Below are 26070 nucleotides of genomic sequence, written 5' to 3' on the forward strand. Positions count from 1 at the left end.
GTTGGCGGCCGGCCGGGTTGTGCGGTGACGCGTCGGGTCAGTTCGCCGCATGGTTGGCCCGGCGGGCGCGCAGCACCGAGACGAGGATCGAAACGAGGGTGATGACGAGGATGCCGCCGATGACCACGTCGATGTACTGCGTGACGAACTCCGAGACCCCCGGAATGTGCCCGAGGAAGTAGCCGAGCAGCACGATGAGCAAGGTCCACGCCACCCCGCCGATCGCGTTGAAGAGGAGGAAGGTGCGGTAGTGCATCCGGCCCACGCCTGCGGCGACCGGCGCGAAGGTACGCACCACCGCTATGAAGCGGGCGATGATGACGGCCAGCCCGCCGTATCGGGTGAAGAACCCCTGGGTGCGCTCGACGCTCTTCGTGCTGAAGATGCCGGAACTCCTGCGCTCGAAGATGCGCGGGCCGGCGCGATAGCCGATGGCGTAGCCGAGCTGGTCGCCGAGTACGGCCGAGAACGAAATGGCGAGCAGCACGAGCCAGAGCGGCGCCGGAATGACTCCGGTGTAGGTGAGCAGGCCCGTGAAGAACAGCAGAGTGTCGCCGGGCAACACGAAGCCGATGAGCAGGCCCGTCTCGGCGAAGATGATGGCGCAGACGACGACGAGCGCCCAGGGGCGGGCATTCTGGATGAGAGCGTGCGGGTCGATCGGATTGATGCCCGAGAGGGCGGCGGCACCGTGGAGGGTGCCGAGCGCGTTCGCGGCGAGGGTTGCGGAGGTCACGCGGTGTGTTCCTGACTGGCCGGACGTTCGAGGTGTGCGGGCGGAGAGCTGTGGGGCAGCGGCGGGCTGGACGGTTGCGGCGAAACAGGATGCTGCCCCGCGACAGGAATCGAGACGACGACGCCGAGCCCCCGCGGCTGCCGGTTCGTTATCGTAACAGTGCCTCCGGCAGACGTGACCAGCGCCTGCACGATCGACAGGCCCAGCCCCGCCCCCCGCGATCCCGGCCTGGTACCGCCGCGGGACTCGTCTTCCCGGGCGAACCGGTCGAAAGCGAGCGGAAGGAACCCCGCCGACATGCCCGGCCCCGTGTCGACGATCTCGAGCACGACGAAGCCCGCCGCGCCCGCGGTGAGGGTCGCCCGAACGGTCGCGGTCGGAGACGGGACGGGTGCGGTGCGCGCCCCGGCCTCTCTCATGGCGACGATGGCGTTTCCGAGGAGGTTGTCGACGACCCGGCCGAAGCTGCGCCGGGAGAGCTCGATTCCTCCGGGCCCCGGCAGCGTCGTCATCGGGGCGGACGACGTTTTGGATTCGGGACTCACCCGTGTGTGGCTGTGGAACGAACCGACGGCAGACGCGCTGCCACCTCCCGATGGGGCACCGCCCGACACGGCACCGGCCGATGCGGAACTGGCCGCACCTGATGCGCCCACCCCACCCGCCGACATCGCGCGGGGTGCGAGGCCTACAGGCGCCCCTCCGCCCGCGTGAGGAGCCGCCGCCGAGGCAGACCCCGTCGCGACGATCTCGTAGTCGACGACGATCTCGGAGCCGATGCTCAGCAGGCGCGCACGATCGATGGCGTCGACGAGTTCGTCGGCCAGATCGTCGAAGGACGTGGTCTCGCGAGCTGTCATTCCCTCGATGCGGGTGAGTTCGAGCAGGCTCGCCGCGAGCGCCGAGAGCCGCTGGACGGTTCGCTCGGCGGACTCGATCTCGCCCAGCAGAGCCTCCGCGTCGCCGGTGCTGAGGTGCGCGAGTTCGAGCTGGGTCTGCAGGATCGCGAGGGGCGTTCGGAGCTCGTGGCTGGCATCCGAGACCAGCTGCTTCTCCCGGTCTGCCGAGGCCCTCAGCTGTCTGATCAGGTCGTTCAGCGTGGTGGCGAGGTCGAAGAGCTCGTCGCGTGCCGGCCCCACCGGCAGCAGTTCGACCGAGGCGCTCCCCCTCAGCCGCTCGGCGGTTCGACGCATGGCCGACACGGGCCGCAGTGCCGCCGAGGCCAGCAGCCACGACCCCACCCCGAGAAGCAGGGTCAGGATGACCAGCCCGAGTGCGAGCGCTCCGGTGAGGTTGTCGAGCGAGAGTTTCGACGCGGCCTCGTTGCGGGCGGTGACGACCTGCCAGACCCCCGCAGGGGTCGCGACCTCGCGCGCGATGACGAGGTACTGCGCGGCGGGGGTGCGGACATCCTGTGTCGCCGACCCGGCCGCGGCCAGTGCGTCGAGCTGGGGGGCCAGTTCGGCGGGCAGCGAGGACTGCATCACCCGACCCGATGGACCGATCACTGCCACGAGCTGGCCCTGGGCCGGCGTGTCGAGGTTCCCGCCCCGCCCGTCGGCGATCTCCTGCTGGTACTGGGCGGCGTCGCCCTGGAGGAGCATGACAGACGAGCTGGTCAAGATCGACGCGACCTGGCGATGCACGACGACGGCCGTTCCGGCGAAGAAGACGATGGCGATGACCAGTGTTCCGAGGGTGAGCCGTACCCGGATCGAGAACCTGCGCAGGGGCTTCACCGGCGCATCACGCCCCGCCCGACGTCACCCACGCCACCTCCCGAGCGAGCGGGCACCGGCGACGCATGACGTCGACAGCGACGGCACCTGCGACGGGAACAGCGGGGATCGAGGCCGGTTCACTCGGCGACCTCGAGGCCGTAGCCGATGCCGCGGCGGGTGGCGATCGACACGTCGGAGCCGAGGGGGTCGAGTTTTCGGCGCAGATAGCTCACGTACTGGTCGACCACGTTGGCGTCGATGTGCTCGGTGCGACCCCAGACCTCGTCGAGGATTTCGGAGCGACTCATGGTCACCCCGGGCCTGCCTGCGAGGAGCCGCAGCAGGTCGAACTCCTTCGGACTCAGCGAGAGAGTGGTGCCGGCCACAGTGGCACGGCGATTGTGGCTGTCGACGACCAGGGAGCCGACGGTGAGCGAGAGCTGGGGCCCGACGCTCTCGCGTCGGAGAAGGGCCCGGATGCGCGCGGTCAACTCGACGAAAGCGAAAGGCTTCGTGAGGTAGTCGTCTGCGCCCGAATCGAGACCCTTCACGCGATCGTCGACGTCGTCACGGGCCGTGAGCAGCAGGATCGGGACCGAGGAGTTCTGCTCACGCATGTGCCGGCAGAACTCGAAACCCGACATGCCGGGGAGCATCACGTCGACGATGGCGGCGGAATAGGGCGCGGCACCGACAGAGATGAGACCGTCGACGCCATTGGCGACGCGGTCGACCTCGTACCCCTCGGCCGTGAGGCCCTTGGCCAGCAGTCGGCCCATTTCGTCTTCGTCTTCGACAATCAGCAGTCTCACGAATCACCCTTCCGTTCTGATTATGCTGGCACGCTCCCACGGATCGGCGATTGCGGTGCCGCAAAGATGTGGAAACTCACACGGGCGTGCTTCCTGTGGAGGAATGAACATGCCCACACGGGCAGGGGTAGGGGCAGGGGCAGGGGCCGGCTCGGATGTTGCGGCCCTCAGCCCAGCCGCACCCGCCACGGGTCGGCGCGCGATCCCGACCCCAGAATCGTCGCCGCCACCACGACCTGCTGCGCATCGAGCGTGTGTGGCCGCAGCTGCGCTGCCCACTCACGGCTGAGGCCCGGCGGCAGGTAGCCGACCTTGTGCGATCCGAGGAAGAGCAACAGCTCGACCCGCACGGCGTCGGCGTCGAAGGGGTTGTTGGGCTCGAGTTCGAGCGCCGCGAACAGCGGTTCGCCCTGCTCGGCGAGCGCCAGGCGAGCGTCGACCACGGCGCCGATCGACTCCTGGTGGTAGGCGGTCGCATACACCTCGAACGGATGCTCGACCTCGACTTCGACCGTCGAAGACGGGTTGCCGACGGCCACTCCGAGCAACTCGGCCCTCAGCGCATCATCGTCGTGCCGCAGCGCCGCAGAGGCCCGGAACGAGACGATCGCGGCTGCAGCGATCGCCAGCGCGAGGAGCCAGCCGATGTGCGGCAGGAAGAGCGCAAGAAAAGCCACACCGACCAGCACGCCGCGAAACCACCCCGGCCAGGTCGATGGGCTGAGCATGCTGAACGAACCTCGGATTGTCGGCGAACGTGTTACGCGCCTGAAACGGAGCGCTACGCGTCTGAGATGGTGCGCTACGCGTCTGAGATGATGCGCTACGCGTCGGAGATGTCGTGCGCCATGCGCGCAAGACTGATGTCGTCCACCTCGACCATCGCCTGCTCGAATCGCTGGCGGAGGTTCAGCAGAACGAGGGCGAGCGGCTGGCCGGCGTGGTCTTGCCTGACCTGGGCGAGGATGCCGACCGTCTTCTCTTCGTTCGACGCATCGTCGCTGCCCGCCATGATGGGGGCGGTCTGTTCACCGTTTTCAGCCATGTTCCATCCTCCCACAGCAAAAAGGGCAGGGGGACGGCCTGCGCCAACCAGACGAAACGCCCACAGACACGTGCAGACCGTGATACACCGGATGCTGCGACCATGGTCAGAGCACGGGGCACTGCTTCCGCGGCGAAAGGGGCGGCACGATGACGGCAACAGCTCACAGCGGGGGGCGTTCGCGGGCCACACCGGGCCGCCACTCCTCCGACCTCCTGCGACAGATTCTCGTCGCCGTCGGGGCCGTGGTGGCCGTGGTCGGCGCCTTCGTCGGGTCGGGTGCGGCCGGCGGAACCCCCATCGCCGAAGCCGCCGGCGGCGCACTCAGCGCAGACGCGACACTCCTCGCCCCCGCCGGTGGCGCCTTCGCCATCTGGAGCATCATCTACCTGGGCCTCGTCGCCTACGCGGTCTGGCAACTCCTGCCCGCACAGCGAACGGATGCCCGGCAACGCTTCATCGGATACCCGGTGCTCCTCACCCTGATCATGAATGCGGCGTGGATCCTGAGCGTGCAGGCCGGCCTCCTGGTGCTCAGCGCTGTCATCATCGTGCTGCTGCTCATTGCGCTCTGCTGGGCGTACGGCCGCATCATCTCGAGCCGGGCACGGGGTCGGCGCTCGGTGATCGGAACCCTCCTCACCGATGGCACGATGGGTCTCTACCTCGGCTGGGTGAGCATCGCGACGGCCGCGAATCTCACGTCGGGCCTGCAGTTCGCTGGCTTCACGGGCTTCGGATGGTCGGCAGAGGCCTGGGGCGTGGCCGTCGTAGGCGTGGCCGGCGCGGTGGGCGTGCTCGTGGCTCTCTGGAGCCGCGGCAGCATCTCACCCACGCTCTCGCTCGCCTGGGGGCTGGCGTGGGTCGCGGTGTCGCGGCTCACCGGAACGCTCGAGTCGACGCCGGTCGCGGTGACGGCCATCGCGGCGGCGGCCGTCGTCGTCGTCGTGACGGTCACGGCGCGGGTCGCCGCTGTGCGCGCCGCACGCTCTGCCTAGGGAACCCTCGAGGTCAGACGGGGCCGCCCGCCCGTCTGACCTCTGGGCACGCTCGGCGCCTGTGCCACAATCGGAACGTGACCAGCCACGGCCCCCCGACGAGCCGGAGCGGTCGCATCGCGGCCCTGCTCGTGATCGCGGCGGCCGTCTGCTTCGGTACCACGGGTACGGCCGGGGCCCTCGGTGCCGGTGACGCGAGTGCGCTCTCGTTCGGCGCCGCACGGATCGTATTCGGCGGCGCTCTGCTCGCGATCATCGCGCTCGGGATCGCCGCCCGCTCGCGTCGCGGCACCGACGGTACGGCGCCCGCGTATCCTGCGGCCAGCGGCGACCGCACGGGTGCCGCTCCCCCAAACACCGCTCCCACGAACGCCGCTCCCCCGAACACCGCTCCCGCGCACACAACTCCTACAAACACCGTCCGCCCGCACCTGCCTGCACGGGTACGCCTCCCCGCCCTCGGCCTCGTGGCCATCGGGGCGGTCGGGGTCGCCGCCTACCAGCCCGCCTTCTTCACCGGAACCCGCGAGAACGGGGTGGCCGTCGGCACCCTCGTGGCCCTCGGATCGGCGCCCATCCTCACCGGACTGATCGAGTGGGCCGTCAGGCGCCGGCCCCCCGGGCGGCGCTGGGCCCTCGCCACAGCGGTCGCCGCGGCCGGAGTCGCTGCGCTCTCGGGGGTGTTCGGGGCAGACTCGGGGGCAGCATCCGTCACCGGCCTGGGCCTCGCCGGGTCTCTCGGGGCGGGCGCCTCGTACGCGGTCTACGCTCTCAGCAGCAAGCTTTTGCTCGACCGCGGCTACACGCCGTCAGCCGCCATGGGTGCGACTTTCGGCACCGCGGCCGTGATCATGCTGCCCGTTCTGCTCACCTCGAACCTCAACTGGCTCGGCCAGCCCGGTGGGCTCATCGCCACCGCCTGGCTCGCCGTCGTCTCTGTGGCGCTCGCCTACACCCTGTTCGCGATCGGGCTGCAAACCCTGACCGCGTCGCGCGCGGCCACCCTCACCCTTGTCGAACCCCTCACCGCGACGGTGCTCGGCGTGCTGCTGCTGCACGAGCACTTCTCCCCCTCGATCGTCGCCGGGCTCGTGCTGCTCGTCGCAGGCATCCTCATACTGACGACCGGCCGCCGCCTGGCATAGTCCGGTCGGCGGGTCGAGTCGCGAAGTCAGGGAGCCACAGAAGTCAGAGAGCTACAAAAGCCAGAGAGCTACAGAAGCCAGGAAGCCACGAAGTCCGGTCGTCACGCTCGACGCTGCAGCAGCAGCCGCCGAACCGCCGGAAGTTGCGTCGAGGGACTGGAGAACGCACCCTCCATTGCTGCCACAACCGCGTCGACATCGAGCCGCGGTGGCTCGGTCATCGCCGAGACCCCGGTCACCCCCACCCCGGTCACCCCTACCCCGGTCACCCCCACCCCGGTCACCCCGACCCCGGCCCCCGCATTCCGCCGATGCTGAGCCGCCCGCGGAGTCGAGTGAGAGGCGGCCTCCGCCGCACCGGCGGCGAGCGCCCGCACGCCGAGCACGAGCCAGACCGAAGCACCGGCCGCCAGGAGCGCAAGGAGCAGGGCGACGGATGCCATCACCACGATGGCGAGCGCAGCCCGGTCGCCGATCAGAAAGCCGGCAAAGGTGAGTGCGGTGATGAGCATCGGGATCTCCTCCGGGTCGGTTCATACGAGCCTAGACAGCCCGCCGCACGAGCAGAAGGCTGCGACCGACTCTCATCGGTGACCCTTAGCGGGGGTGGAGGCAACGCCCCGCTTCACGGTCCACGAACCCAGGCCACGGGCATCCGCAGCCCACTTACCGGGGCGGTGACGCGCTGTCAGCCGCCAGCCTGCGCACCTGGTCGAGCTTTCTCTCGAACGAGCCGGCGAGGAGTTCCCGTGCATCCGCATCGGTGTCGAATTCGTCGATCATACGCAGACCGATCATGGTGTTGATGAGCATGCCCTCCGCGAGAAAGGCGCGCACCTCCTCAGGGCTGAACCCCGCGGCATCCCTCAGGTATCGGTACACCTGCATGAACCCGCCGCGGCCGGCGGGCCCGATCGTGTGGTCTTTGCCCAGCACGAAGGCATGCATCAGGGACAGCAGCAGCCCCGGCTCGTTGAGCTGGTCGACATAGGCGGCGCCCAGGCGCGCCGACAGAGTGGGATGCTCGGGCCCGACCGGTGCGTCACGATCGCTCTCGACCACCCGCGCGAACGCCCCCAGCAGAGACTGCAGAGCTCGCTCGATCACCGCGAGGAACAACTGCTCCTTCGTACCGAACGCCTGCACGACGTACGGTTGACTCACTCCGGCGGCACGCGCGATCTGGGCAGTCGTTGCACCGACATAGCCGTAGTCACCGAACACCTTCATCGCCGCCTGCATGATCAGCTCACGACGGTCCTCGCCGCGCATGCGGGTGACGACGGCGGTACTCCCAGTGCGTTCAGGACTCATGTTTGACAGGTTATCAGCTGATAGCTAGAGTCCTTAGTGATCGAACGATAACTTATCTCCGGAAGCGAGCGCGGCCATGACTGCCACCCCCTCCATCGACGACAGCCCCGCCCTGACCGCCCCCGGTTCACGACGCCGTATCCCCATCTGGCTCGCCATCGTCGCGGCATCGCTGCCCATGTTCATGGCCACGCTCGACAACCTCATCATGACGAGTGCCCTGCCGGTCATCCGCCTCGACCTGAACGCCTCGATCGGCGAACTGCAGTGGTTCGTGAACGCCTACACCCTCGCGTTCGCGACGTTCATGCTGATGGCAGTGGCGGTCGGCGACCGGCTGGGCCGGCGGTCGGTCTTCGTGTTCGGCATCGCCCTGTTCACGGTCGCATCGGCGTTCTCGGCCCTCAGCACCGACCCGTGGATGCTCATCGTCGGCCGTGCATTCCAGGGCGTGGGTGCTGCGGCGCTCATGCCTCTCTCGCTCACCCTCCTCGTGGGTTCGGTGAGCACAAGGCTGCGGCCGCTCGCCATCGGAATCTGGGGCGGGGTCTCCGGGCTCGGCGTCGCCCTCGGGCCGCTCATCGGCGGAGCGGTCATCGAGGGCTGGAACTGGGAGGCCATCTTCTGGCTGAACGTTCCGACCGGCATCATCTCGGTACCCCTGGCGTTGCTCGCCCTGCCGAACACCTTCGGCGCTCGCCTTCGCGCCGACGTTCTGGGCTTGGCGCTGGTCGGAGTCGGCGTGCTGGGCGTCGTCTACGGGATCGTGCGCGGCAACGACGCGGGCTGGTCGAGCGTCGAGGTCGTCGGGTCACTGGTTGTCGGGGCCGTGCTGCTGGTGGCGTTCGTCGTGTGGGAGTCTCGCACGACGGCACCGCTGCTGCCTCTGAGGCTCTTTCGCGACCGCAGTTTCAGCGTGGCCAACGTCGTGGGGTTCGTGTTCAGTTTCGGCATCTTCGGGTCGATCTTCATCCTGATCCAGTTCCTGCAGATCGTTCAGGGGCACAGCCCGCTCGAGGCCGGGCTGATGACGATGCCCTGGACGATGGCCCCGCTCATCGTCGCCCCCCTCACCGGGTTGATCACGCCGCGCATCGGCACGAGGCTGCCGGTCGTGGTGGGGCTCGCCTTCCAGTCGGTCGGCGTGTTCTGGTTGGCGGGCATCCTGTCAGCGGACGCGACGTATGCGTCGATGATCGGCCCGTTCCTCTTCGCGGGAATCGGTATGGGGCTCGTCTTCGCCCCCTCATCGACCGCCGTGCTCGTGAACATGAGCTCCGCCGACCAGGCAAAGGCCTCGGGAACGAACTCGACCCTCCGCGAGGTGGGCGTGGCGCTCGGCATCGCGGTGCTGACCGCCGTCTTCACGGGGGCCGGCGGCCAGCTCACCCCGACGGGATACGTGGGGGCAGCCATCCCGGCCGTCATCGTGGGGGCTTCGGCGCTCGCGCTCTCGGCCCTGCTCGCCCTGCTGCTGCCCGCGGGCCGCGCCACCCGCACCGCCCCCACGGCCATGCCGGCCACCGCCCCCGCGACCGCCCCCGTTGCGTAAAAGAGGCCTCCGGCTCCGCTGAGGCTGCAGGGAGAGCAATGGCGCCGTGGTCCTCTCTTACGCCGCGACGCCACGACGCCCCGAGGGAACGACGTGCCGCCGCGCCGGACGTCAGGCCGCGAAGCGGTCGGTCGCCTCGAGGAGGGCGTCGAGGATGCCCGGCTCATCGAAGGCGTGGCCGGCGTCGTCGACGAGCGTGAACGATGCCTCGGGCCAGGCCCGGTGGAGGTCCCACGCGGTGAGCGCCGGTGTGCAGAGGTCGTACCGCCCCTGGATGATGGCACCCGGGATGTCTCGCAGCACGCCCGCGTTGGCGATGAGCTGCCCCTCCTCGAGCCACCCTTCGTTGATGAAGTAGTGGTTCTCGATGCGCGCGAACGCGAGCGCGAAGGAGGGCTCAGTGAACCGCTCCACCACCTCCGGCTTCGGCAGCAGCGTGATCATCGACGACTCCCAGGTCGACCACGCAACGGCGGCGGGCCCGTGCACGAGCGGGTCGGGGTCGTTCAGCAGCCGGTGGTAGGCGCGGATGAGGTGCCCCCGATCATCCGGAACCAGCTTCGAGGCGGTCACCGGTTCCAGAAAACCCTCCCAGAGGTCGGGCGCGATCAGACGGGCACCGCCCTCGTAGAACCAGTCGAGCTCGAGCTTTCGCAGCGTGAAGATGCCGCGCAGCACGAGTTCGGTGACGCGCGACGGGTGCGTCTGGGCATAGGCGAGGCCGAGGGTGCTGCCCCACGACCCGCCGAACACCATCCAGCGCTCGATGCCGAGGTGCTGGCGGAGCTTCTCGATGTCGTCGACGAGGTGCCAGGTCGTGTTCGACGCGAGGTGATCGGGCGAGGTCGAGGCGTGCGGGATGCTCAGTCCGCAGCCGCGCTGGTCGAAGAGCACGATGCGGTACTTCGCGGGGTCGAAGAGGCGGCGGTGCGTCGCACTGGTGCCCCCACCCGGTCCGCCGTGCAGGAAGACCACGGGCTTGCCGTTCGGGTTGCCGGAGGTCTCCCAGTAGAGTTCCTGGCCATCGCCGACCGGCAGGAAGCCGATCTCGTCGGGCTCGATCTCGGGGTACAGAGTTCTGCGGTCAACCATGCTTCGAGCCTAGGGCCCGCACGTGCATCCGGTGTCGCGTCTCAGTCGTCCGACGACGACTCGGAGCCCTCGTCAGCGGGCTGCGGCGCCGCCGGTACCGCAGCACCCATCGGCGGCCTCGCGCGACGCGCATGCACTGCCGCACCCTCTGCCAGGTACACCTCCCGCGCCAGACCGGCATCGGACTGCTTCACCGACGAGATCCAGATCGACTCCGGATGCACGTCACGACCCGCGCGCACATCTTCTGCCGTGCGGAGCTTGGCCACCCGGTGGATGAGCGTTCCGAAGCCGATCTTGACGACGACGTCGGCGACGCAGAGCGTGATCTGCATCGCGGTCGCCCAGGCTCCGCCGTTGCCGAACACCTGGATGATGTAGACGATCGGATAGAGCGCCCACCCCGACAACAGCAGCACCGTCGCGGTGCGGAGCAGCTGCGCCGAGGCCGGCGTCAGCTCGTCGAACGACGCACGCACGGCGCGGATGAGCACGACATTCGTGACGATCCAGAACACACAGCTGATTCCGCCCCAGAGGAGAAGGCCCGCGGTGGCGTCACCGCCAACCGCGCCCACCTCGCTGGGGACGATGATCGCTCCGAGAAACCCGGTGAAGATCATCAGGAGGGCCGCGCCCGCGGCGATGAACCGGGCGCGCCGGATGCGGGCGCCCGTGAACGTCACGACCGCCATGAGCTCGATCGTCAGAAGGGGAACCGTGATCGACCAGTCCATGTACCGCAGCGCGAAGGAGATGATCGCCCCGTCGTTCGGAACGTAGAGGGCCCCCACCCTGTCGTAGCCGTTCAGAAAGCCGACGAGTATGACGGCGTACGAGACGGTCGCGACCGCCGTGACGGCAAGACGGGCGACGGTCGCGGGGCGGAAGTGCGCTCCGACCTCACGCTGCGTGACGAGCGTTCGGAAGAACCCTGTGAGCAGTGCCAGCGCGGCGACCACGATGAAGTAGAGCGTGAGGAGGTACTCCGGCTGGCTGAGCGAAGCAGACCAGGGCGTGAAGGAGGTGAAGGCCATGCGTTATGAACGCCCTGTCAGTGGTTCAGACGTGAAGAAGAGACCGCTGCCGCTGTTCGCCGACTCCATCAGGGCGTCGATCCACTCGCGGTTGATCGTCGGAATTCTGCTGCCGTAGAAGCGGTAGTAGATCGTGCTGCTCGGGTCGAGCCAGATGGCGCTGCGGCCACTGCCGGCCTCAGGCGCATCGTTCCACGAGAAGATGAAACTCTCACGACGCCGCAGTTTCGCCGTGATGACGATCTGCAGGTGGGTGAGGGCACGGTCGTCGAAGGACACTTCGATACTGGGACTTCCATAGAGCAATGTGCCCATGCGCGGGCTCCTTCGTTGATTCCAGCCTAGCGCCGCGCGATGACAATCGCTGGCCCGAGGCTCGAGCGGGTCGCTTCAGCGCGGCGCCACCAGGCCGGCCTCATAGGCGAGGATGACCGCCTGCACCCTGTCGCGGGCCTGCAGTTTCATCAGCACACGCCCGACGTGCGTCTTGATGGTCGACTCCGAGACGACGAGGCGCACGGCGATCTCGGAGTTGGTCAGCCCTTCTGCGATCGCGATGAGCACCTCCCGCTCTCGCTCGGTCAGGGCGGCCAGACGTTCGTCGGCCGGATCCGGTGCCCCGGAAGCCTTCGCCTCGGCCCCGCGCTCGGGCAGTTCCGACCCGAACATCTGCAGCAGCTGGCGCGTGACCCGGGGTGAGACGGCGGCGTCGCCCGCCGCCACCGACCGGATCGCCGCAACGAGTTCGCTCGGCCGGGCGTCTTTCAGCAGGAATCCGCTGGCGCCGGCCCGCAGGGCGTCGAATGCGTACTCGTCGAGGTCGAACGTCGTCAGGATGAGCACCCTGCTTTCGGGTACCTCGCGAATGATCTGTTGCGTTGCCTCGATGCCGTTCATTCCGGGCATCCGAACATCCATCAGGATCACATCGGGCCTGAGAGCCACCGCCTGCCGCACCCCCGTCGCGCCATCGGAGGCCTCCCCCACGACCTCGAAGCCGGGCTCTGCTTCGAGCACCATGCGAAAGCCCATGCGCAGCAACGCCTGGTCATCCACCAACAGAATGCGGATGTCGCCGGGTTCCGTCTCGCTCATGCGACCTGCTCCCTCTGCGGAATCACGGCGCGAAGCTGCCAGCCCCCGGCCGTCGTCGGGCCTGCCTCGAGTGAGCCGCCGTAGCCGCGCACACGTTCGCGCATGCCCATGATGCCATTGCCGGTGCCGATCGAGGGCGCGGCCACCTGCGACTGGCCCTCGTCGGCCACCGTGACGCTCACCTCCCGAGGGCCGTACACGACGGTCACGACCACGTGCTTCGGGTCTGGCGCATAGCGCAGGCTGTTGGTCAGCGCCTCCTGCACGATGCGGAAGACGGTGAGCTGCAGCCCGGAATCGGGCGCGATCGCCCCCGAGACGGTGTACACCACCACCATCCCTGCGCTGCGGAACGAGGAGATCAGCGCGGCGAGGTCGTTGTGGCCGGGCTGCGGGGTGAGCGAAGCCGGGGCGTCGGATGCCGCCCCGAGCGTCTCGCCCGCCGGCCCGCCGGGCGCATCCGGAGCCTCCGGCGAATCTGCACCCGCGGCCGTGCCCGGCGCCGCACCCGGAGCCGCACCAGCGGCCTCCACGGCCGGATCGAGCGGCTTCGACAGCACGCCCAGCACCAGGCGCATGTCGGCGAGCGCCACCCGCCCCGTCTCGGCGACCTGCCGGATCGCCTCCTGGGCCCGCTCCGGGTTCACAGCGATCGTGCGGTCGGCGCCGTCGGCGAGGGTGACCATCACCGTGAGGCTGTGCGCGACGATGTCGTGCATCTCCCGCGCGATGCGAGCTCGTTCGGAGGCCGCTGCGAGCAGCGCCTGCTGGTCTCGCTCGCGGGCGAGCTGGGCGGCGCGGTCGAGCAGTGCCTCGACATAGCGTTTGCCATTGCCCACGTTGATTCCGATGAGCGTGGCGATCATCATCAGAAAGACGGAGAACAGCGACATCGCGATGGTCGCACCGAGGTCGCCGCCGAGGGCGATCAGCCCCGCCACCATCCGGGCAACGGCGAGCACCCCGAACGACAGCCAGGCCGCCCGCACCGACACATACACCGCCGCACCATAGAGAGCGACGAAGGGCGCAATCTGGTCGGGGCCACTCAGGGTCTGCGAGACGAGGAGGATGCTGAGGGCGACCACCCCCACGAGCAGCAGCGGATGACGCCGCCGGAGATACAGGGCGACGATCACCAGAAGCGAGCCGACGACGGCGAGGATCGTTCCCGCGACGTTCGGGACGTCGCCCCGGCCGCCGGCGAGGGTCACCAGCACGAAGAGTGTGGCGGGTAGGCCGAAGAGCACCACGATCGCACTGTCGACGACCCACGGATGCCGCGCGAAGAACTGGCGGAACACGCCCGGTGGCCGCGGCAGACGCAGGTCGTCGACAACGACCGAACGCCCGGCCGCCGTCGCCGTTTCGGGCGAGGAGACCGGGCGTTCAGCAGAGGTCATGCTCAGGCATCCCTCCGGCGCATCAGGACGGCAGCGGCGGCCAGCGCCACACCGATCCATCCGATCATAATGAGCAGGGCCTGCCACCACTCGAAAACACCACCCGACTGGTAGATGTTCGCGCCGGCCGACCCGGGCAGCCAGTCGGAGATGCTGTGTGCCCAGTCCACCGGGATGAGGCCGAAGATGACGGGGACGACGAGCAGCAGACCGAGCGCCGCGGCTATTCCTCCGGCGGTGCTGCGAAGAATCGCACCGACCCCGAGCGCAAGCACCCCGGTCAGGGCCAGGTAGCCTGCGGCGCCGATCAGCGGCAGGTAGACGCCCGAATCGAACAGGTTCGAGGTGATGTTCGAGCCCGCGAGGATGGGGTACGTGACGAGGTAGGCGAGCAGGATGCCGACCAGCGAGACCACGAAGGTCGTCACGCCGAAGACAGCGAGCTTCGCCCACAGAACGGGCAGACGTTTCGGCACGGCCGCGAAGCTCGAGCGGATCTGGCCCGTCGAGTACTCGCCGCTGATGACGAGCACACCGAGAACCGAGACGACGAGCTGGCCGAAGGCCACCCCGGCCGTCGCGACCACGATCGCGAGATCAGCCAACTCGAGATTGGGGCCGCGGCTGCCCGCGGGCGCGACGTTGTTCACAGAGAACGAGGCGATGAGCAGACCGATCGCGATCTGAATGACGATGATGATGGCGTAGGCCCAGACCGTGGAGCGCAGCGAGCGCAGCTTGATCCATTCGGAACGGATGATGCCACCGGCGGTGAGCCGGAGGGGCGAGGCGGGCAGCGCGGTGCTGCGGCGGGCGGGAGCGGTCGCGGTGCTCATCGTGAGACCTCCGTGTGGGTCGGGGCGGGAGCGGCGTGGCTCGCCGCGTGGGATGGTTCATGCGGCGTGTCGATGCGCGCGGGGTCGGCGTGCGCGTTCGCCGTCGTCGGATGCGCGGGGTCGAAGACGCCCGTGCGGTACTCCACCGAGTCGGCGGTGAGATTCATGTAGGCGTCTTCGAGCGAACCCTTCATCGGGGTGAGCTCGTGCAGGACGATTCCGTTGGCTGCGGCCACCTCGCCGACGGCGGCAGAGGTGATGCCGACGATCTCGAGGGTCTCCCCGTCGACGCTGGTGATGGTGACGTCGGGCGAGTTCAGCAGCCGTGCCATCTCGGCGGCGCGGGGGCTGACGGCTCGAACCGTCGAGGTGGTTGCGCCGCTGACCAGGTCGGCCACCGGAGCGTCGGCGATCACACGGCCCTTGCCGATCACGATGATGTGGTCGGCGGTCAGTGCCATCTCGCTCATCAGGTGGCTCGAGAGCAGCACCGTCCGACCCTCGGAGGCGAGGAAGCGCACAAGCTCACGCACCCACACCACTCCCTCGGGGTCGAGGCCGTTGACCGGCTCGTCGAGGATGAGGGTGGAGGGGTCGCCCAGCATCGCCGCGGCGATACCGAGACGCTGACCCATGCCGAGCGAAAAACCACCGACCCGTTTCTTGGCGACCGAGTCGAGGCCGGTCATCTCGATGACCTCGCGCACCCGGGATGCCCCGATTCCGTGCGTGGCACCGAGGGCGAGGAGGTGGCTGTAGGCCGAACGGCCCTGGTGGATCGCCTTGGCGTCGAGCAGCACCCCCACCTCGTGAAGCGGTGCAGTGTGGTCGCGGTAGACCTTGCCGTTGACGGTGACGCCACCGCCGGTCGGGCGGTCGAGGCCCACGATCATGCGCATCGTGGTCGACTTTCCGGCGCCGTTCGGGCCGAGAAAGCCGGTGACGAGGCCGGGTCTGACGGTGAAGGTCACCTGGTCGACCGCGGTCTTCTGGCCGTACTTCTTCGTGAGTTCGTGTGCTTCGATCATGCTTCGACACTACGAGCCGGCCCCACCCCCGGGCATCCGCCCGCAGACGGGTCTTTGGGTGCCGCGACGGCGGGAGGGGTGGTACCGGGGTACCACCCCTCCCGCCGCAGGCATCGTTCTTCGGGCCCTCCTTCTTCGGGGCCTCCTTCTTAGGGGCCTACTTCTTCGGGGCCCTCTCGTCGACGGGGGCGTTGCCGCTCGCGCGCAGATCGCGGTAGTAGTCGCGGGCCTCGTTCTGGCGGGCTGCCTCCTGGCCGGAGGCGATGGGCGCCCGAACGTGCTCGGGTCCGTAGCCGAAGGCGTCGACAAGGTCGACAGCGTGCGGGCGGAGCCGGGCGGTGAGGCGCTCGATGTACGCCTGAACGGCGCGGGCGCGGCTCGGCGACAGCCGTCCGTTGATGAGGTACCACGCCGCATGCTTCTCGATGAGGCCGAGCCCGAAGAGGTCACGCACCCAGGTCAGCACGGCCTTGGTGCCCTCATCGTCGATCTTCGTCAGAGCATCCGTGAAGGCCTCCCACTGGAGCAGCTCGCCGTGCGCCCGAGCCGCCTCGATCATCGCGTTCTGGTTGGCATTGAAGAGGTCGGCCGCCTTCTTCTTCGAGCCCTTGCCGGCCGCGCGGAGGTTGCCCGCGATCTCGCCGACCATCGTCTCGACCCGGTCGGTCAGCAGGGCACGCTGCACTCTCGCCGAACGGAGCTGGCCCACCGACCGAGCGACCGAGCGGCGGTCTGAGACGTTCTGCGCCAGCCGTCGGAGACCCGAGCCGTTGACGGCCCGGTCGGTGGCCTGCTCGACCGCATACCGCGCGAGGACACCCACGTCGGCCTTCGCAAAGCGTCGGCTGTAGTCGGTGAGAAGGCGCTTCGCCACGAGCTGCAGCAGCACATGGTTGTCACCCTCGAAGGTGGCGTACACGTCGAGGTCGGCGCGCAGGCTGGTGAGCCGGTTCTCGGCGAGGAATCCTGCGCCGCCGCACGCCTCGCGGGCCTCCTGCAGTGTGTCGAGCCCGTGCCAGGTCGAGAGCGGCTTGAGCGCGGCGGCGAGGGTCTCGAGATCTTGGCGGTCGACATCCGTATCGCCTGCGCCCGAGAAGACGCTGTCGAACTTGGTCAGCAGCACCTCGTGGGCGAAGCTGGCCGCGTACGTCGTCGCGAGCCGGGGAATGAGGCGGCTCTGGTGCTTCTGGTAGTCGAGCAGCACCTCTTCATCGGTGTCGCTGCCGGCGGTGAACTGGCGGCGCTGGCTGCCGTAGGTGATCGCGATCTTGAGGGCGATCTTCGCCGCAGCGGTGGACGCACCGTCGAGTGAGACGCGGCCCTGCACGAGGGTGCCGAGCATGGTGAAGAAGCGGCGCCCGGGGCTCGAGATCGACGAGGTATAGGTGCCGTCGGCAGCGACATCACCGTAGCGGTTGAGCAGGTTGAGCCGCGGAACGCGAACGTGGTCGAAGTGCAGGCGGCCGTTGTCGATGCCGTTGAGGCCGCCCTTCAGCCCGTCGTCCTCGCCGCCGACACCGTCGAGGAACGTTCCGTCAGCGGAACGGATCGGCACGTAGAACGCATGAACGCCGTGGTTCACGCCCGCGGTGATGAGTTGGGCGAACACCACGGCAGCGGTGCCGTCGACCGCCGCGTTGCCGAGGTAGTCCTTCCACGCTCCGCGGAAGGGGGTGTGGATGATGAACTGCTCGGTCTCGGAGTCGTACGTCGCCGTCGTTCCGATGCTCGCCACGTCAGAACCGTGGCCCGTCTCGGTCATCGCGAACGCCCCCGGAACCTCGAGGCTCATGATGCTCGGCAGGAACGTGTCGTGGTGGTACTCGGTTCCGAGGTGCAGCACGGCGGCTCCGAACAGGCCCCACTGCACGCCCGACTTGATCTGCAGCGACGGGTCGGCGGTGACGAGTTCTTCGAAGCCCGCGATGTTGCCGCCGTGGTCGTCCTGCCCGCCGAGGCGCTTCGGAAAGGCCTTGTTCACGGCGCCCTCCTTCACCAGCAGGTGCAGCTGGCCGAGAGTGGTCTTGCGGTGCTCGGCAGTGCTCTGGCCTTCGATGCGCTGCATCTCAGGGCGGGCAGTGACGGCCCGAGACTCGAGGCGGGCCTCAGCCCAGGTGCCGAGGAGGTAGTGGCTCAGCCAGTCGATGTCGATCCGCGGCTCAGCCGGCTTCGGGGAGGCATCCTTCGAAGACGACCGCTTCGGAGTGACGACCTTCTTCAGCACCGGTGCCGGCGGCGCGTCGGCGGATGTCGAAGTAGTGGGAGTCTCGGTAACAGCTGTGGTGACCATCGGGGGCCTTCATCTCTCGCGTCGTTGCATGTGCTCGCGATTTCACGATAGGAGCCCTCCCTCCGGAGCCCAAACAGGCAGTACCGCCCCTACAACCTCGGCGCTTGCCTCCCGCGAACCACCTGCGACAACCTACAACCTCCCCCGCCATCCATGTGACACCTGCGACAACCCCCGCCCCTCCCGCCTCCGCGCTCTCAGCGGGTCAGGCGTTCGCCGCGACGACCTCGAGCAGGGCCTCGCCGAAGGTGTCGAGCTTCTTCTGGCCGATGCCGGGGATGCCGTCGATGTCGCCGAGGGCGGCGGGTCGGCGGGTCGCCAGTTCACGGAGGGTCGCGTCGTGGAAGATCACGTAGGCCGGAACGCCGAGCTCCTTCGCCGTCGCCGAGCGCCAGACGCGCAGCGCCTCGAAGAGCGGGACGGCGTCGTCGCCGAGGTCGGCTACGGCACCGGCACGCGAACGCGACGAAGATCGCGGCGCGCTCGCTGCCCGCTCGGGCTCCGTGCGCATCGAGACCGTCATGGCGCCGCTCAGGACCGCCGCACTGTCGGGGGCGAGAACGAGCGTACCGAAGCCGTCGTCGTTCACCGCAAGGAGCCCCTTGGCCAGCATCTGCCCCACGACCCCGCGCCACTGCTGCTCGGAGAGGTCGTCGCCGATGCCCCACACCGCGAGGTCGTCGTGCCCGTACTGCGTCACGCGGGGGGTCTTCTTCGCCCGGAGGATGTCGATGAGGTGGCCCGCACCGAACTTCTGGTTGCGCTCGCGCTGCAGTCGCACCACCGTCGAGAGCAGTTTCTGGGCGGGAACCGTGCCGTCCCATGCGGCAGGCGGAACGAGGCAGGTGTCGCAGTTGCCGCAGGGAGTGCTCGTCTGCCCGAAGTACCCGAGCAGGTTCACGCGCCGGCAGTCGACGGTCTCGCAGAGGGCGAGCATCGCGTCGAGGTGCGACGAGAGCTTGCGCCGGTGCGACGCGTCGCCCGGCGACTGCTCGATCATGCGCCGCTGCTGAACCACGTCTTGAAGCCCGTAGGCGAGCCATGCCGTCGACGGTTGCCCGTCGCGCCCTGCCCGACCCGTCTCCTGGTAGTACCCCTCGACCGATTTGGGCAGGTCGATGTGAGCCACGAAGCGCACGTCGGGCTTGTCGATGCCCATGCCGAAGGCGATCGTCGCCACGATGACGACGCCGTCTTCGCGCAGGAACCGGGACTGGGTGCGTGCACGCGTGCCCGCGTCGAGCCCGGCGTGGTACGGCAGGGCGTTGACACCGTTCGCCGCGAGGAACTGCGCGGTCTGCTCGACGGTCTTGCGCGACAGCCCGTACACGATGCCGGCGTCACCCGCGTGCTCGCTGCGGATGAGCGACAGCAGTTGTTGCCTGACCTCGCCCTTGTTCTCGATGCGATACCGGATGTTCGGCCGGTCGAAACTCGCCACGAAGTGTTGAGCGTCGCCCATGCTGAGCCGCTCGGTGATCTCCTTGTGTGTCGCCTCTGTCGCCGTGGCGGTGAGGGCGAGGCGCGGAATGGTCGGCCAGCGTTCGGCCAGCTCGGAGAGCCCGAGGTAGTCGGGGCGGAAGTCGTGACCCCACTGCGAGACGCAGTGCGCCTCGTCGATCGCGAAGAGCGAGATGGTGCCGTTGTCGAGGAACCGCTTCGTGCCCTCGGAGGAGAGCCGTTCGGGGGCGACGTAGAGCAGGTCGAGCTCGCCCGCCAGGTAGGCGCTCTCGACGCGCTCGCGCTCCCGGGCATCCTGCGTCGAGTTGAGGTAGGCGGCGTTCACGCCGACGGCGAGCAGAGCGTCGACCTGGTCTTGCATCAGCGCGATGAGCGGAGAGACGACCACGCCCGTTCCTTCGCGAAGCAGCGCCGGAATCTGGTAGCAGAGCGACTTGCCGCCACCGGTCGGCATCAGCACGACGGCGTCACCGCCGCCCGCGACCCGGTCGATCACCGCGGCCTGGTCGCCGCGGAAGTCGTCGTACCCGAACACGCGCTTCAGCACGGAGCGGGCGTCTTCGGCGAGAGCGGGCCGAGCCCGCACAGCGGTCGGTGCAACGGCGCGACGCGCGCCGCCAAACCGACCGGCACCCCCGCCGCCGCCACGCGCAGGCTCGTCGAACCCGTACCCGGGGAACTCGGGCTCGGGGTAGTCGGGTACGGGGGGCTCCCACGCGGGGGGTTGCCACTCGGCGTCGGGCCACTCCGAGGGCGGCGGTTCGGCCTCGGGGTATTCGGCGCGTGAGTGCTCTGTCATGGTTCCAGTCTAGGTTCGACCCCCGACACGCGAACCGAAAGGGCCGAGGCTGTGGAGAGAAAGTTCTCCACAGCCCCGGCCCTCAGGTGGTGAGGCCGAGCACTCAGACGGTGCGGCGCCGGCGGGTTGCCACGGCGGCCCCGCCGATGACCAGCGAGAGCAGCGCCAGCACGCCGAGCCCGAGGCTCGCAAAGCCCGACGCCCCCGTGTTCGCCAGGCTCCCCGTCGCACCCGAGCCCGAGCCCGACCCAGATCCCGAGCCCGAACCGGGAACGGGCACAGCAGTCGCCGTCGGCACCGGAGTGGGCTCGGGCGTCGGAGTCGCAGCCGCAGCTGTCGCCACCGTCAGCAGCGGTGCCGACGTGCCCGTGCCGGCGATCGACAGCCCGATCACGTCGCCGACCTGAGCGGTTGCCGGCACCGTGAAGGTGACGGATGCCCGGCCGACCTCATCGGTCGTGTCGACGATCGACGGGTCGATCGTTCCCGTGCCGATCACGACACCGTTCGACGTCACATCGACGGTCGACGCCGTGGGCTCTCCCGCGCTGAAGAGCAGCGAGGAGAGGTTCGCCGTGATCGTCTGCCCGGCAGCGATCGCCGTCGCATCGACCGAGCCGTCGTACGAGACGCCCACCGCGCGCTGGGCGTAGTCGGGCGACGCCGTGCTGGTCTGGGCGAAGTAGTCGACCATCGACTGCAGGTCGATCTTGCCGGTGTCGGCGACATCCGTTCCCTGGGCCAACGTGAGGAAGTTGTCGCCACCGGATGCGAGGAACGAGTTCACGACGACCTTCACGCTCGCGTCGGCCGCCAACGGTGAGCCGTTCAGCGAGATCGAGGTGATGTGCGACCCGGCCGCGGCGAGCGGGTCGTACGTGTAAGAGAGCGACTTCGACAGACCCAGCTTGAGGAACGTACGTGCAGCGGTGGCAGGCTGCCACTGCTCTTCGAGAACCTGCTTGACCTGGGGCGCCGTGAGGTTCAGCGTCACCGGGGTGTTCGCGAACGGCTGCACGCTTGCTGCCTCCTTGTAACTGACCGATCCGTCGGCGTCACCGTCTCCGGCGAACGTCAGATCCGTTCTGAGCCCGCCGGGGTTCATGAACGCCACCTCGGCGCCCGACTCCCGGGTGGAGGCGAGCTGCACATCGGCCACGAAGTTGCCGAGGGTCGACTCGCCGCCGCGGTTCTCACTGCCGTCGCTCTGATGCGCGCGGTTGAAGTCGGCGGTGATGGTTCCGGTCTCGACGCTGCCCAGCACATCGGCCGTGGCGACCGCTTTGTCGACGATGGACTGCACGGCGGGGTCGGCCGGGTAGAGCGGCGCATTGCCATTGGCCGCATCCGTCAGGGGCAGAACCTCCGACGTGATCGACAGCAGCTGCTTGGTCGAGGGGTCGACCGACAGCGCGAGGTGGCCGAGGTCCATGCTGTACGAACCGGTCTGCAGCACGGGCCGGGTCGCCCCGGGAACGCCCGGTACGGGAGCCTCGTAGTTGTACAGCTGGTGAGTGTGCGCGCTGATGATCGCGCTCACCTTCGAGTTCACGCCACTGATGATCTTGCCGAACACCGAATCGGATGCCGCAACCTCCGGCGTCGCCGCACCCTCGTGCACCAGCAGAACGACGACGTCGGCTTCGCCGTTGGCAGGATCCCCGTCTTTCAGCTCGTCGGCGACGGTGTTGACGCTCGAGACGATCGGGCCGACAGTGACCGTCGAGAGGCCCGCGGGGCTCACCAGGGAGGGCAGCTCCTCGGTCACGGCTCCGATGAAGCCGACCGCGATGCCACCGACATCTTTGACGAAGTACTGGTCGAACGCCGGTGCGCCCGTCGCCTTGTCGAAGACGTTGGCGGCGAGGTAGGGGAAGTCGGCTGCGGGCTCCACGCGGTTCTCGAGGTCTGCCGCACCCTTGTCGAACTCGTGGTTGCCGACCGACGACACGTCGAGCTTCATCGCGTTCAGCGCGTCGATCGTGGGCTGGTCATCCTGAATGAACGACGTGAACGTCGACGCTCCGATGTTGTCTCCGGCCGAGGCGAAGATCGTGTTCGGGTTCGCTTGGCGAAAGCTGTCGACAGCGCCGGCCAGAACGGCGGCACCGGCGGTGGTGCCACTCGCCTCGAGCCGACCGTGGAAGTCGTTGATGTTCACGATGTCGATGTTCACGGGCGCATCGGCGGCGCTGGCTGTGTCGACGGATGCTGCACTCAGGCCGACCGCCAGTGTCGCCACCGCGGCCAGCGCTACGACTCGTGGCAGGCGCCGTGGGGAGGATTGCTTGGTGGACACGGGGCTCTTCGCAGACACGGCGCTCTTTCGTTCGTCTCGGGCACCCCTGAACAGGGGCACCCAGAGAACTCTACGGATTGTGTGTCGATTCACAGAGAACGAGTTTCATCTGTAACGAGATATTCATCTGGATCGCGCGGCGCCCAGCTTCGCAATAATGGGCCCATGGTGATCACCCGCGGCTACGACCGGCTCGTCAACCTCAGCGACGCTGTCATCGCCATCGCGGTCACGCTGCTCATCCTGCCGCTGGTCGACGATGTTGGCCGGCTCGGAACCCAGTCCCCCGCCGACTTTCTCGCCGACCAGGGTCTGCAACTCTTTCTGTTCGCGCTCAGTTTCGTCGTGATCGCTCGCTTCTGGCTGCTGCACCACCAGATCTACCGCAACATCGACGGCTACACGCTGCCGCTCATCTGGGTCAACTTCGCGTGGCTGCTGTCGATCGTCTTTCTGCCCTTCCCGACGGAACTGCTCGGCCGCGGCAGCAGCATCGACCGAACGGCGGCGTCTCTCTACATCGGCACGATGGTGGTGACGTCGCTCACGAGCCTGGTCCAGATGGCGCTGATCATTAGGCGCCCCGAGATGCAGATCGAGGCGGTGCGCGACACGCTGCGCCTCACGCCCTCGGTCGTCTCGACGGTGACGATGGCCGTCGCCCTCCTCCTGGCTCTGACGATCCCGGGCGCCGGGGTCTACCCGCTGCTCCTGCTCATCCTGGGTGGGCGCGTCGAACGGCTGATTGTGCGCCGCCAGAACAGACGCGCCGTCGCGAACGCCGGCTGAGCCGGAACGCGAAAAACGGGCTCCGGATGCCCACCCGAGGGTGAGAGCATCCGGAGCCCGTCTGAGAGTGCTGCGGCCTACACGCCTGCGCTCTGCAGGTCGTCGATGAGGCGGTCGCCGGGGGCGGCCGGAACCATCGTGGCCTCGATGTCGGCCCGGCCGAGCAGTTCGTCCATGCGGCGGCGGCGTGACTTCGAGATGAGCGTCACGACCGTGCCCTGCTTGCCGGCGCGGCCCGTGCGGCCCGAGCGGTGCAGGTAGGTCTTGTACTCGTCGGGAGCATCGGCCTGGATGACCAGGTTGATGTCGTCGACGTGGATGCCGCGGGCCGCGACGTCGGTCGCCACGAGCACGTTGACCCGGCCGCTGGTGAGCAGTTGGAGGTTGCGCGTGCGGCGTGACTGGTTGAGGTCGCCGTGCAGCGATGTGGACGGGATGCCCGCATCGTCGAGCTGGTCGGCGAGCTCTTCAGCGAACGCACGGGTGCGGGCGAAGATCAGCGTCTTGCCCTCACCCGAGGCGAGCTGCTCGATGATCGCACGCTTGTCGCGCTGCTCGATCAGCAGCACGCGGTGGTCGATCGTCGAGGAGGCCTGGTCTTCACCGGCGACTTCGTGCACGGCCGGCTCGACGAGGAACTCGTTGACGAGCTGGGCGACACCCTTGTCGAGGGTGGCCGAGAAGAGCAGCTTCTGGCTCTTGTCGGCGGTCAGGCGGAGGATGCGCTGCACCGGCTCGAGGAATCCGAGGTCGCACATGTGGTCGGCCTCGTCGAGAACGACGATCTTGACCTGCGAGAGGTCGAGGCGACCCTGCTCGACGAGGTCTTCGAGGCGGCCGGGGGTCGCGATGATGATGTCGGTTCCGCGCTGGAGGGCCGAGACCTGCTTGAACTGCGGCACTCCGCCGAAGATCGGTGTGGTGAACAGACCGACCGAGCGGGCGATGGGCTGCACGGTGCGGTCGATCTGCATCGCGAGTTCGCGGGTCGGGGCCAGGATGAGGGCGCGCGGCAGGCGGCCGGGCTTGCGGCCCTTGGCTCCGTCGTTCTCCATCAGTCGCTCGACGAGCGGGGCGCCGAAGGCGATGGTCTTGCCCGAACCGGTCTTGCCGCGGCCGAGGACATCCTTGCCGGCGAGAACGTCGGGGATGGTGGCGGCCTGGATCGGGAACGGGCTCGGAGCACCCATCGACGCGAGCTGACGCGTGATGTTGTCGCCGAGGCCGAGGTCGCCGAACGTGGTGTTCACGACGTCGGAGGCAGTGGTGACCTCGGCCTCGAGGCGTTCGAGTACGACGTCGTCCTGCGGTCCGAAGCGGCCGGCTGCTGCCGTGCCCTGGCCTTCGCTGTAGCCGGTGTTCTCGCGCTTCGGGTAGAAGTCGCTGCCGCGGGCGGCACGGTCGGTGTTGGAGTCGCGGCGGTCATCGAACGAGCGCACGGGGCGCTCGGTGCGGTCGCTGCGGGCCGGGCGGTCGCTGTAGCTGGGACGCTCGGTGCGAGCCGGGCGGTCGCTGTAGCTCGGACGCTCGGTGCGGGCCGGGCGCTCGGTGCGCTCGGGCCGGTCTCCGTACGAGGGGCGACCCGTGGATGCGCCGCGGTCGCCATAACTCGGACGCTCGGTGCGTGCGCCGCGGTCGGGACGGTCGCCGTAGCTCGGACGCTCGGTGCGTGCGCCGCGGTCGGGACGGTCACCGTAGGAGGGACGCTCGGTGCGGCCTGCGCCGGACGCGTTGCGGTCACCGTAGGCGGGACGCTCGGTGCGCTCGGGACGGTCACCGTACGAGGGGCGACCGGTCGAAGCGCCGCGGTCTCCGTATGAGGGGCGACCCGTGGATGCGCCGCGGTCGCCATAACTCGGACGCTCGGTGCGTGCGCCGCGGTCGGGACGGTCACCGTACGACGGGCGCTCGGTGCGTGCGCCGCGGTCGGGACGGTCACCGTAGGAGGGACGCTCGGTGCGGCCTGCGTCAGACGCGTTGCGGTCACCGTAGGCGGGACGCTCAGTGCGCTCGGGACGGTCACCGTATGAGGGGCGGCCGGTCGAAGCGCCGCGGTCTCCGTATGAGGGGCGACCCGTGGATGCGCCGCGGTCGCCGTAGCTCGGACGCTCGGAGCGACCTGCGCCGGACGCGTTGCGGTCGCCGTAGCTCGGACGCTCGGAGCGACCCGCGCCAGACGCGTTGCGGTCACCATACGAGGGACGCTCGGTGCGAGCACCGCGATCGGGGCGGTCGCCGTATGAGGGGCGTGATCCGCGGTCGCTGTAGTTCGATTCGCGAGTGGGGGTTGCGGCGCGCGGCTCCCAGTTGGGGCGTTCGCCGCGGTTGGTCGGGGCAGCGCCGCGCGTGGCGCGCTCGTCGGCGTTCCAGCGGGCCTTCTTGGGCGCCCCAGCTTCGGCCGGCTTGTGGCCGCGGTGGCCGGCGCTTCGCGCTCCGGCTGCACCCTTCGGTGCGAACTTGTTGCCGCCCGTGGACGACTTCTTCGAGTAATCAGGCATGGTACTTTCCGGGTTGTTTCATTTGCATGGCAAAGCGGTCAATACATTTGCGATTGACTTTTGCTGAACCCGGGCAGTCTTTGGCCGGGGCCGTTTCACATACGTGATTGTTCCCGCCCC

Annotated in this window: 22 protein-coding genes; 4 read left to right on the top strand and 18 right to left on the bottom strand. The window is 68.6% G+C overall.

What is annotated here, in order from left to right; all coding sequences use genetic code 11:
- Positions 1 to 37: 37 nt before the first annotated feature.
- From B7R24_RS14775 to B7R24_RS14795, 5 genes are all read right to left on the bottom strand, one after another.
- Positions 38 to 736 carry a DedA family protein gene (locus B7R24_RS14775; RefSeq protein WP_116419733.1) on the bottom strand — a complete coding sequence of 233 codons (699 nt, stop codon included), beginning with the start codon at positions 734 to 736 and terminating at the stop codon, positions 38 to 40.
- Positions 733 to 2475, bottom strand: a complete 1743-nt coding sequence (locus B7R24_RS14780; protein ID WP_116419734.1) for a sensor histidine kinase — start codon at positions 2473 to 2475, stop codon at positions 733 to 735. Before B7R24_RS14780 ends, B7R24_RS14775 begins: the two co-directional genes overlap by 4 nt.
- 119 nt (positions 2476 to 2594) lie before the next feature.
- The gene (locus tag B7R24_RS14785; protein WP_116419735.1) at positions 2595 to 3269 is read right to left on the bottom strand and encodes a response regulator transcription factor; all 675 of its coding nucleotides are present in this window, start codon (positions 3267 to 3269) and stop codon (positions 2595 to 2597) included.
- Positions 3270 to 3436: 167 nt separating this feature from the next.
- Entirely contained in the window at positions 3437 to 3997 is a 561-nt protein-coding gene (locus B7R24_RS14790; protein WP_116419736.1) for a hypothetical protein, read from the bottom strand.
- 95 nt (positions 3998 to 4092) lie between these two features.
- Positions 4093 to 4314: a hypothetical protein gene (locus B7R24_RS14795; RefSeq protein ID WP_116419737.1), complete on the bottom strand. Its 222-nt coding sequence runs from the start codon at positions 4312 to 4314 to the stop codon at positions 4093 to 4095.
- A gap of 149 nt (positions 4315 to 4463) precedes the next feature.
- Between B7R24_RS14795 and B7R24_RS14800 the strand changes: the two genes are divergently transcribed.
- Together B7R24_RS14800 and B7R24_RS14805 are read left to right on the top strand one after the other, a co-directional pair.
- A complete protein-coding gene (locus B7R24_RS14800) occupies positions 4464 to 5312 on the top strand; it encodes a TspO/MBR family protein (RefSeq protein WP_116419738.1) in 849 nt (282 codons plus the stop codon).
- A 77-nt stretch (positions 5313 to 5389) separates the two neighbouring features.
- On the top strand, positions 5390 to 6457 hold the full coding sequence (locus tag B7R24_RS14805) for a DMT family transporter (RefSeq protein WP_172582855.1): 1068 nt from the start codon (positions 5390 to 5392) through the stop codon (positions 6455 to 6457).
- A 101-nt stretch (positions 6458 to 6558) separates the two neighbouring features.
- Here the strand turns inward: B7R24_RS14805 and B7R24_RS14810 are convergent, their stop codons facing one another.
- Both B7R24_RS14810 and B7R24_RS14815 read right to left on the bottom strand, forming a co-directional pair.
- Positions 6559 to 6969, bottom strand: coding sequence for a hypothetical protein (locus tag B7R24_RS14810; protein WP_116419740.1), 411 nt, complete (start codon positions 6967 to 6969; stop codon positions 6559 to 6561).
- Between the two features lie 154 nt (positions 6970 to 7123).
- On the bottom strand, positions 7124 to 7771 hold the full coding sequence (locus B7R24_RS14815) for a TetR/AcrR family transcriptional regulator (protein WP_116419741.1): 648 nt from the start codon (positions 7769 to 7771) through the stop codon (positions 7124 to 7126).
- Positions 7772 to 7847: 76 nt separating this feature from the next.
- On the opposite strand from B7R24_RS14815, the gene B7R24_RS14820 reads away from it, so the two are divergent.
- Positions 7848 to 9323 (top strand): DHA2 family efflux MFS transporter permease subunit, encoded by a 1476-nt coding sequence (locus B7R24_RS14820; RefSeq protein ID WP_116419742.1) that lies wholly within the window; start codon positions 7848 to 7850, stop codon positions 9321 to 9323.
- Between the two features lie 111 nt (positions 9324 to 9434).
- Here the strand turns inward: B7R24_RS14820 and pip are convergent, their stop codons facing one another.
- From pip to B7R24_RS14870, 10 genes are all read right to left on the bottom strand, one after another.
- On the bottom strand, positions 9435 to 10415 hold the full coding sequence (gene pip / locus B7R24_RS14825) for a prolyl aminopeptidase (protein ID WP_116419743.1): 981 nt from the start codon (positions 10413 to 10415) through the stop codon (positions 9435 to 9437).
- Between the two features lie 41 nt (positions 10416 to 10456).
- Positions 10457 to 11452, bottom strand: coding sequence for a bacteriorhodopsin (locus B7R24_RS14830; protein ID WP_116419744.1), 996 nt, complete (start codon positions 11450 to 11452; stop codon positions 10457 to 10459).
- A gap of 3 nt (positions 11453 to 11455) precedes the next feature.
- Positions 11456 to 11767 carry a DUF7882 family protein gene (locus tag B7R24_RS14835; RefSeq protein ID WP_116419745.1) on the bottom strand — a complete coding sequence of 104 codons (312 nt, stop codon included), beginning with the start codon at positions 11765 to 11767 and terminating at the stop codon, positions 11456 to 11458.
- Between the two features lie 75 nt (positions 11768 to 11842).
- Entirely contained in the window at positions 11843 to 12547 is a 705-nt protein-coding gene (locus B7R24_RS14840) for a response regulator (RefSeq protein WP_116419746.1), read from the bottom strand.
- Positions 12544 to 13950 (bottom strand): sensor histidine kinase, encoded by a 1407-nt coding sequence (locus tag B7R24_RS14845; protein WP_172582856.1) that lies wholly within the window; start codon positions 13948 to 13950, stop codon positions 12544 to 12546. The genes B7R24_RS14840 and B7R24_RS14845 overlap by 4 nt, the downstream gene beginning before the upstream one ends.
- 2 nt (positions 13951 to 13952) lie before the next feature.
- Positions 13953 to 14786, bottom strand: coding sequence for an ABC transporter permease (locus B7R24_RS14850; protein WP_116419748.1), 834 nt, complete (start codon positions 14784 to 14786; stop codon positions 13953 to 13955).
- Positions 14783 to 15814 (bottom strand): ABC transporter ATP-binding protein, encoded by a 1032-nt coding sequence (locus B7R24_RS14855; RefSeq protein ID WP_116419749.1) that lies wholly within the window; start codon positions 15812 to 15814, stop codon positions 14783 to 14785. The genes B7R24_RS14850 and B7R24_RS14855 overlap by 4 nt, the downstream gene beginning before the upstream one ends.
- Positions 15815 to 15971: 157 nt before the next feature.
- The gene (locus B7R24_RS14860) at positions 15972 to 18104 is read right to left on the bottom strand and encodes an acyl-CoA dehydrogenase family protein (RefSeq protein ID WP_116419750.1); all 2133 of its coding nucleotides are present in this window, start codon (positions 18102 to 18104) and stop codon (positions 15972 to 15974) included.
- 205 nt (positions 18105 to 18309) lie between these two features.
- Complete coding sequence (gene recQ / locus B7R24_RS14865) at positions 18310 to 20364, bottom strand: DNA helicase RecQ (RefSeq protein ID WP_116419751.1); 2055 nt, start codon at positions 20362 to 20364, stop codon at positions 18310 to 18312.
- Between the two features lie 103 nt (positions 20365 to 20467).
- Entirely contained in the window at positions 20468 to 22681 is a 2214-nt protein-coding gene (locus tag B7R24_RS14870; protein ID WP_253259956.1) for a bifunctional metallophosphatase/5'-nucleotidase, read from the bottom strand.
- A 147-nt stretch (positions 22682 to 22828) separates the two neighbouring features.
- Here B7R24_RS14870 and B7R24_RS14875 point away from each other — a divergent pair, with 147 nt between their 5' ends.
- Positions 22829 to 23452 carry a TMEM175 family protein gene (locus B7R24_RS14875; RefSeq protein ID WP_116419753.1) on the top strand — a complete coding sequence of 208 codons (624 nt, stop codon included), beginning with the start codon at positions 22829 to 22831 and terminating at the stop codon, positions 23450 to 23452.
- Between the two features lie 77 nt (positions 23453 to 23529).
- On the opposite strand, the gene B7R24_RS14880 is transcribed toward B7R24_RS14875, so the two are convergent.
- The gene (locus tag B7R24_RS14880) at positions 23530 to 25950 is read right to left on the bottom strand and encodes a DEAD/DEAH box helicase (RefSeq protein ID WP_116419754.1); all 2421 of its coding nucleotides are present in this window, start codon (positions 25948 to 25950) and stop codon (positions 23530 to 23532) included.
- Between the last annotated feature and the right edge of the window lie 120 nt (positions 25951 to 26070).

The sequence above is a fragment of the Subtercola boreus genome (genome assembly GCF_003399645.1).
GTDB lineage: Bacteria > Actinomycetota > Actinomycetes > Actinomycetales > Microbacteriaceae > Subtercola > Subtercola boreus_A.

Coding starts and splice junctions, on each gene's coding strand:
- B7R24_RS14790 (WP_116419736.1), bottom strand. CDS start 3,997: ATGCTCAGCCCATCGACCTGGCCGGGGTGGTTTCGCGGCGTGCTGGTC.
- B7R24_RS14795 (WP_116419737.1), bottom strand. CDS start 4,314: ATGGCTGAAAACGGTGAACAGACCGCCCCCATCATGGCGGGCAGCGAC.
- B7R24_RS14800 (WP_116419738.1), top strand. CDS start 4,464: ATGACGGCAACAGCTCACAGCGGGGGGCGTTCGCGGGCCACACCGGGC.
- B7R24_RS14810 (WP_116419740.1), bottom strand. CDS start 6,969: ATGCTCATCACCGCACTCACCTTTGCCGGCTTTCTGATCGGCGACCGG.
- B7R24_RS14815 (WP_116419741.1), bottom strand. CDS start 7,771: ATGAGTCCTGAACGCACTGGGAGTACCGCCGTCGTCACCCGCATGCGC.
- B7R24_RS14820 (WP_116419742.1), top strand. CDS start 7,848: ATGACTGCCACCCCCTCCATCGACGACAGCCCCGCCCTGACCGCCCCC.
- pip (WP_116419743.1), bottom strand. CDS start 10,415: ATGGTTGACCGCAGAACTCTGTACCCCGAGATCGAGCCCGACGAGATC.
- B7R24_RS14830 (WP_116419744.1), bottom strand. CDS start 11,452: ATGGCCTTCACCTCCTTCACGCCCTGGTCTGCTTCGCTCAGCCAGCCG.
- B7R24_RS14835 (WP_116419745.1), bottom strand. CDS start 11,767: ATGGGCACATTGCTCTATGGAAGTCCCAGTATCGAAGTGTCCTTCGAC.
- B7R24_RS14840 (WP_116419746.1), bottom strand. CDS start 12,547: ATGAGCGAGACGGAACCCGGCGACATCCGCATTCTGTTGGTGGATGAC.
- B7R24_RS14845 (WP_172582856.1), bottom strand. CDS start 13,950: ATGACCTCTGCTGAACGCCCGGTCTCCTCGCCCGAAACGGCGACGGCG.
- B7R24_RS14850 (WP_116419748.1), bottom strand. CDS start 14,786: ATGAGCACCGCGACCGCTCCCGCCCGCCGCAGCACCGCGCTGCCCGCC.
- B7R24_RS14855 (WP_116419749.1), bottom strand. CDS start 15,814: ATGATCGAAGCACACGAACTCACGAAGAAGTACGGCCAGAAGACCGCG.
- B7R24_RS14860 (WP_116419750.1), bottom strand. CDS start 18,104: ATGGTCACCACAGCTGTTACCGAGACTCCCACTACTTCGACATCCGCC.
- recQ (WP_116419751.1), bottom strand. CDS start 20,364: ATGACAGAGCACTCACGCGCCGAATACCCCGAGGCCGAACCGCCGCCC.
- B7R24_RS14875 (WP_116419753.1), top strand. CDS start 22,829: ATGGTGATCACCCGCGGCTACGACCGGCTCGTCAACCTCAGCGACGCT.
- B7R24_RS14880 (WP_116419754.1), bottom strand. CDS start 25,950: ATGCCTGATTACTCGAAGAAGTCGTCCACGGGCGGCAACAAGTTCGCA.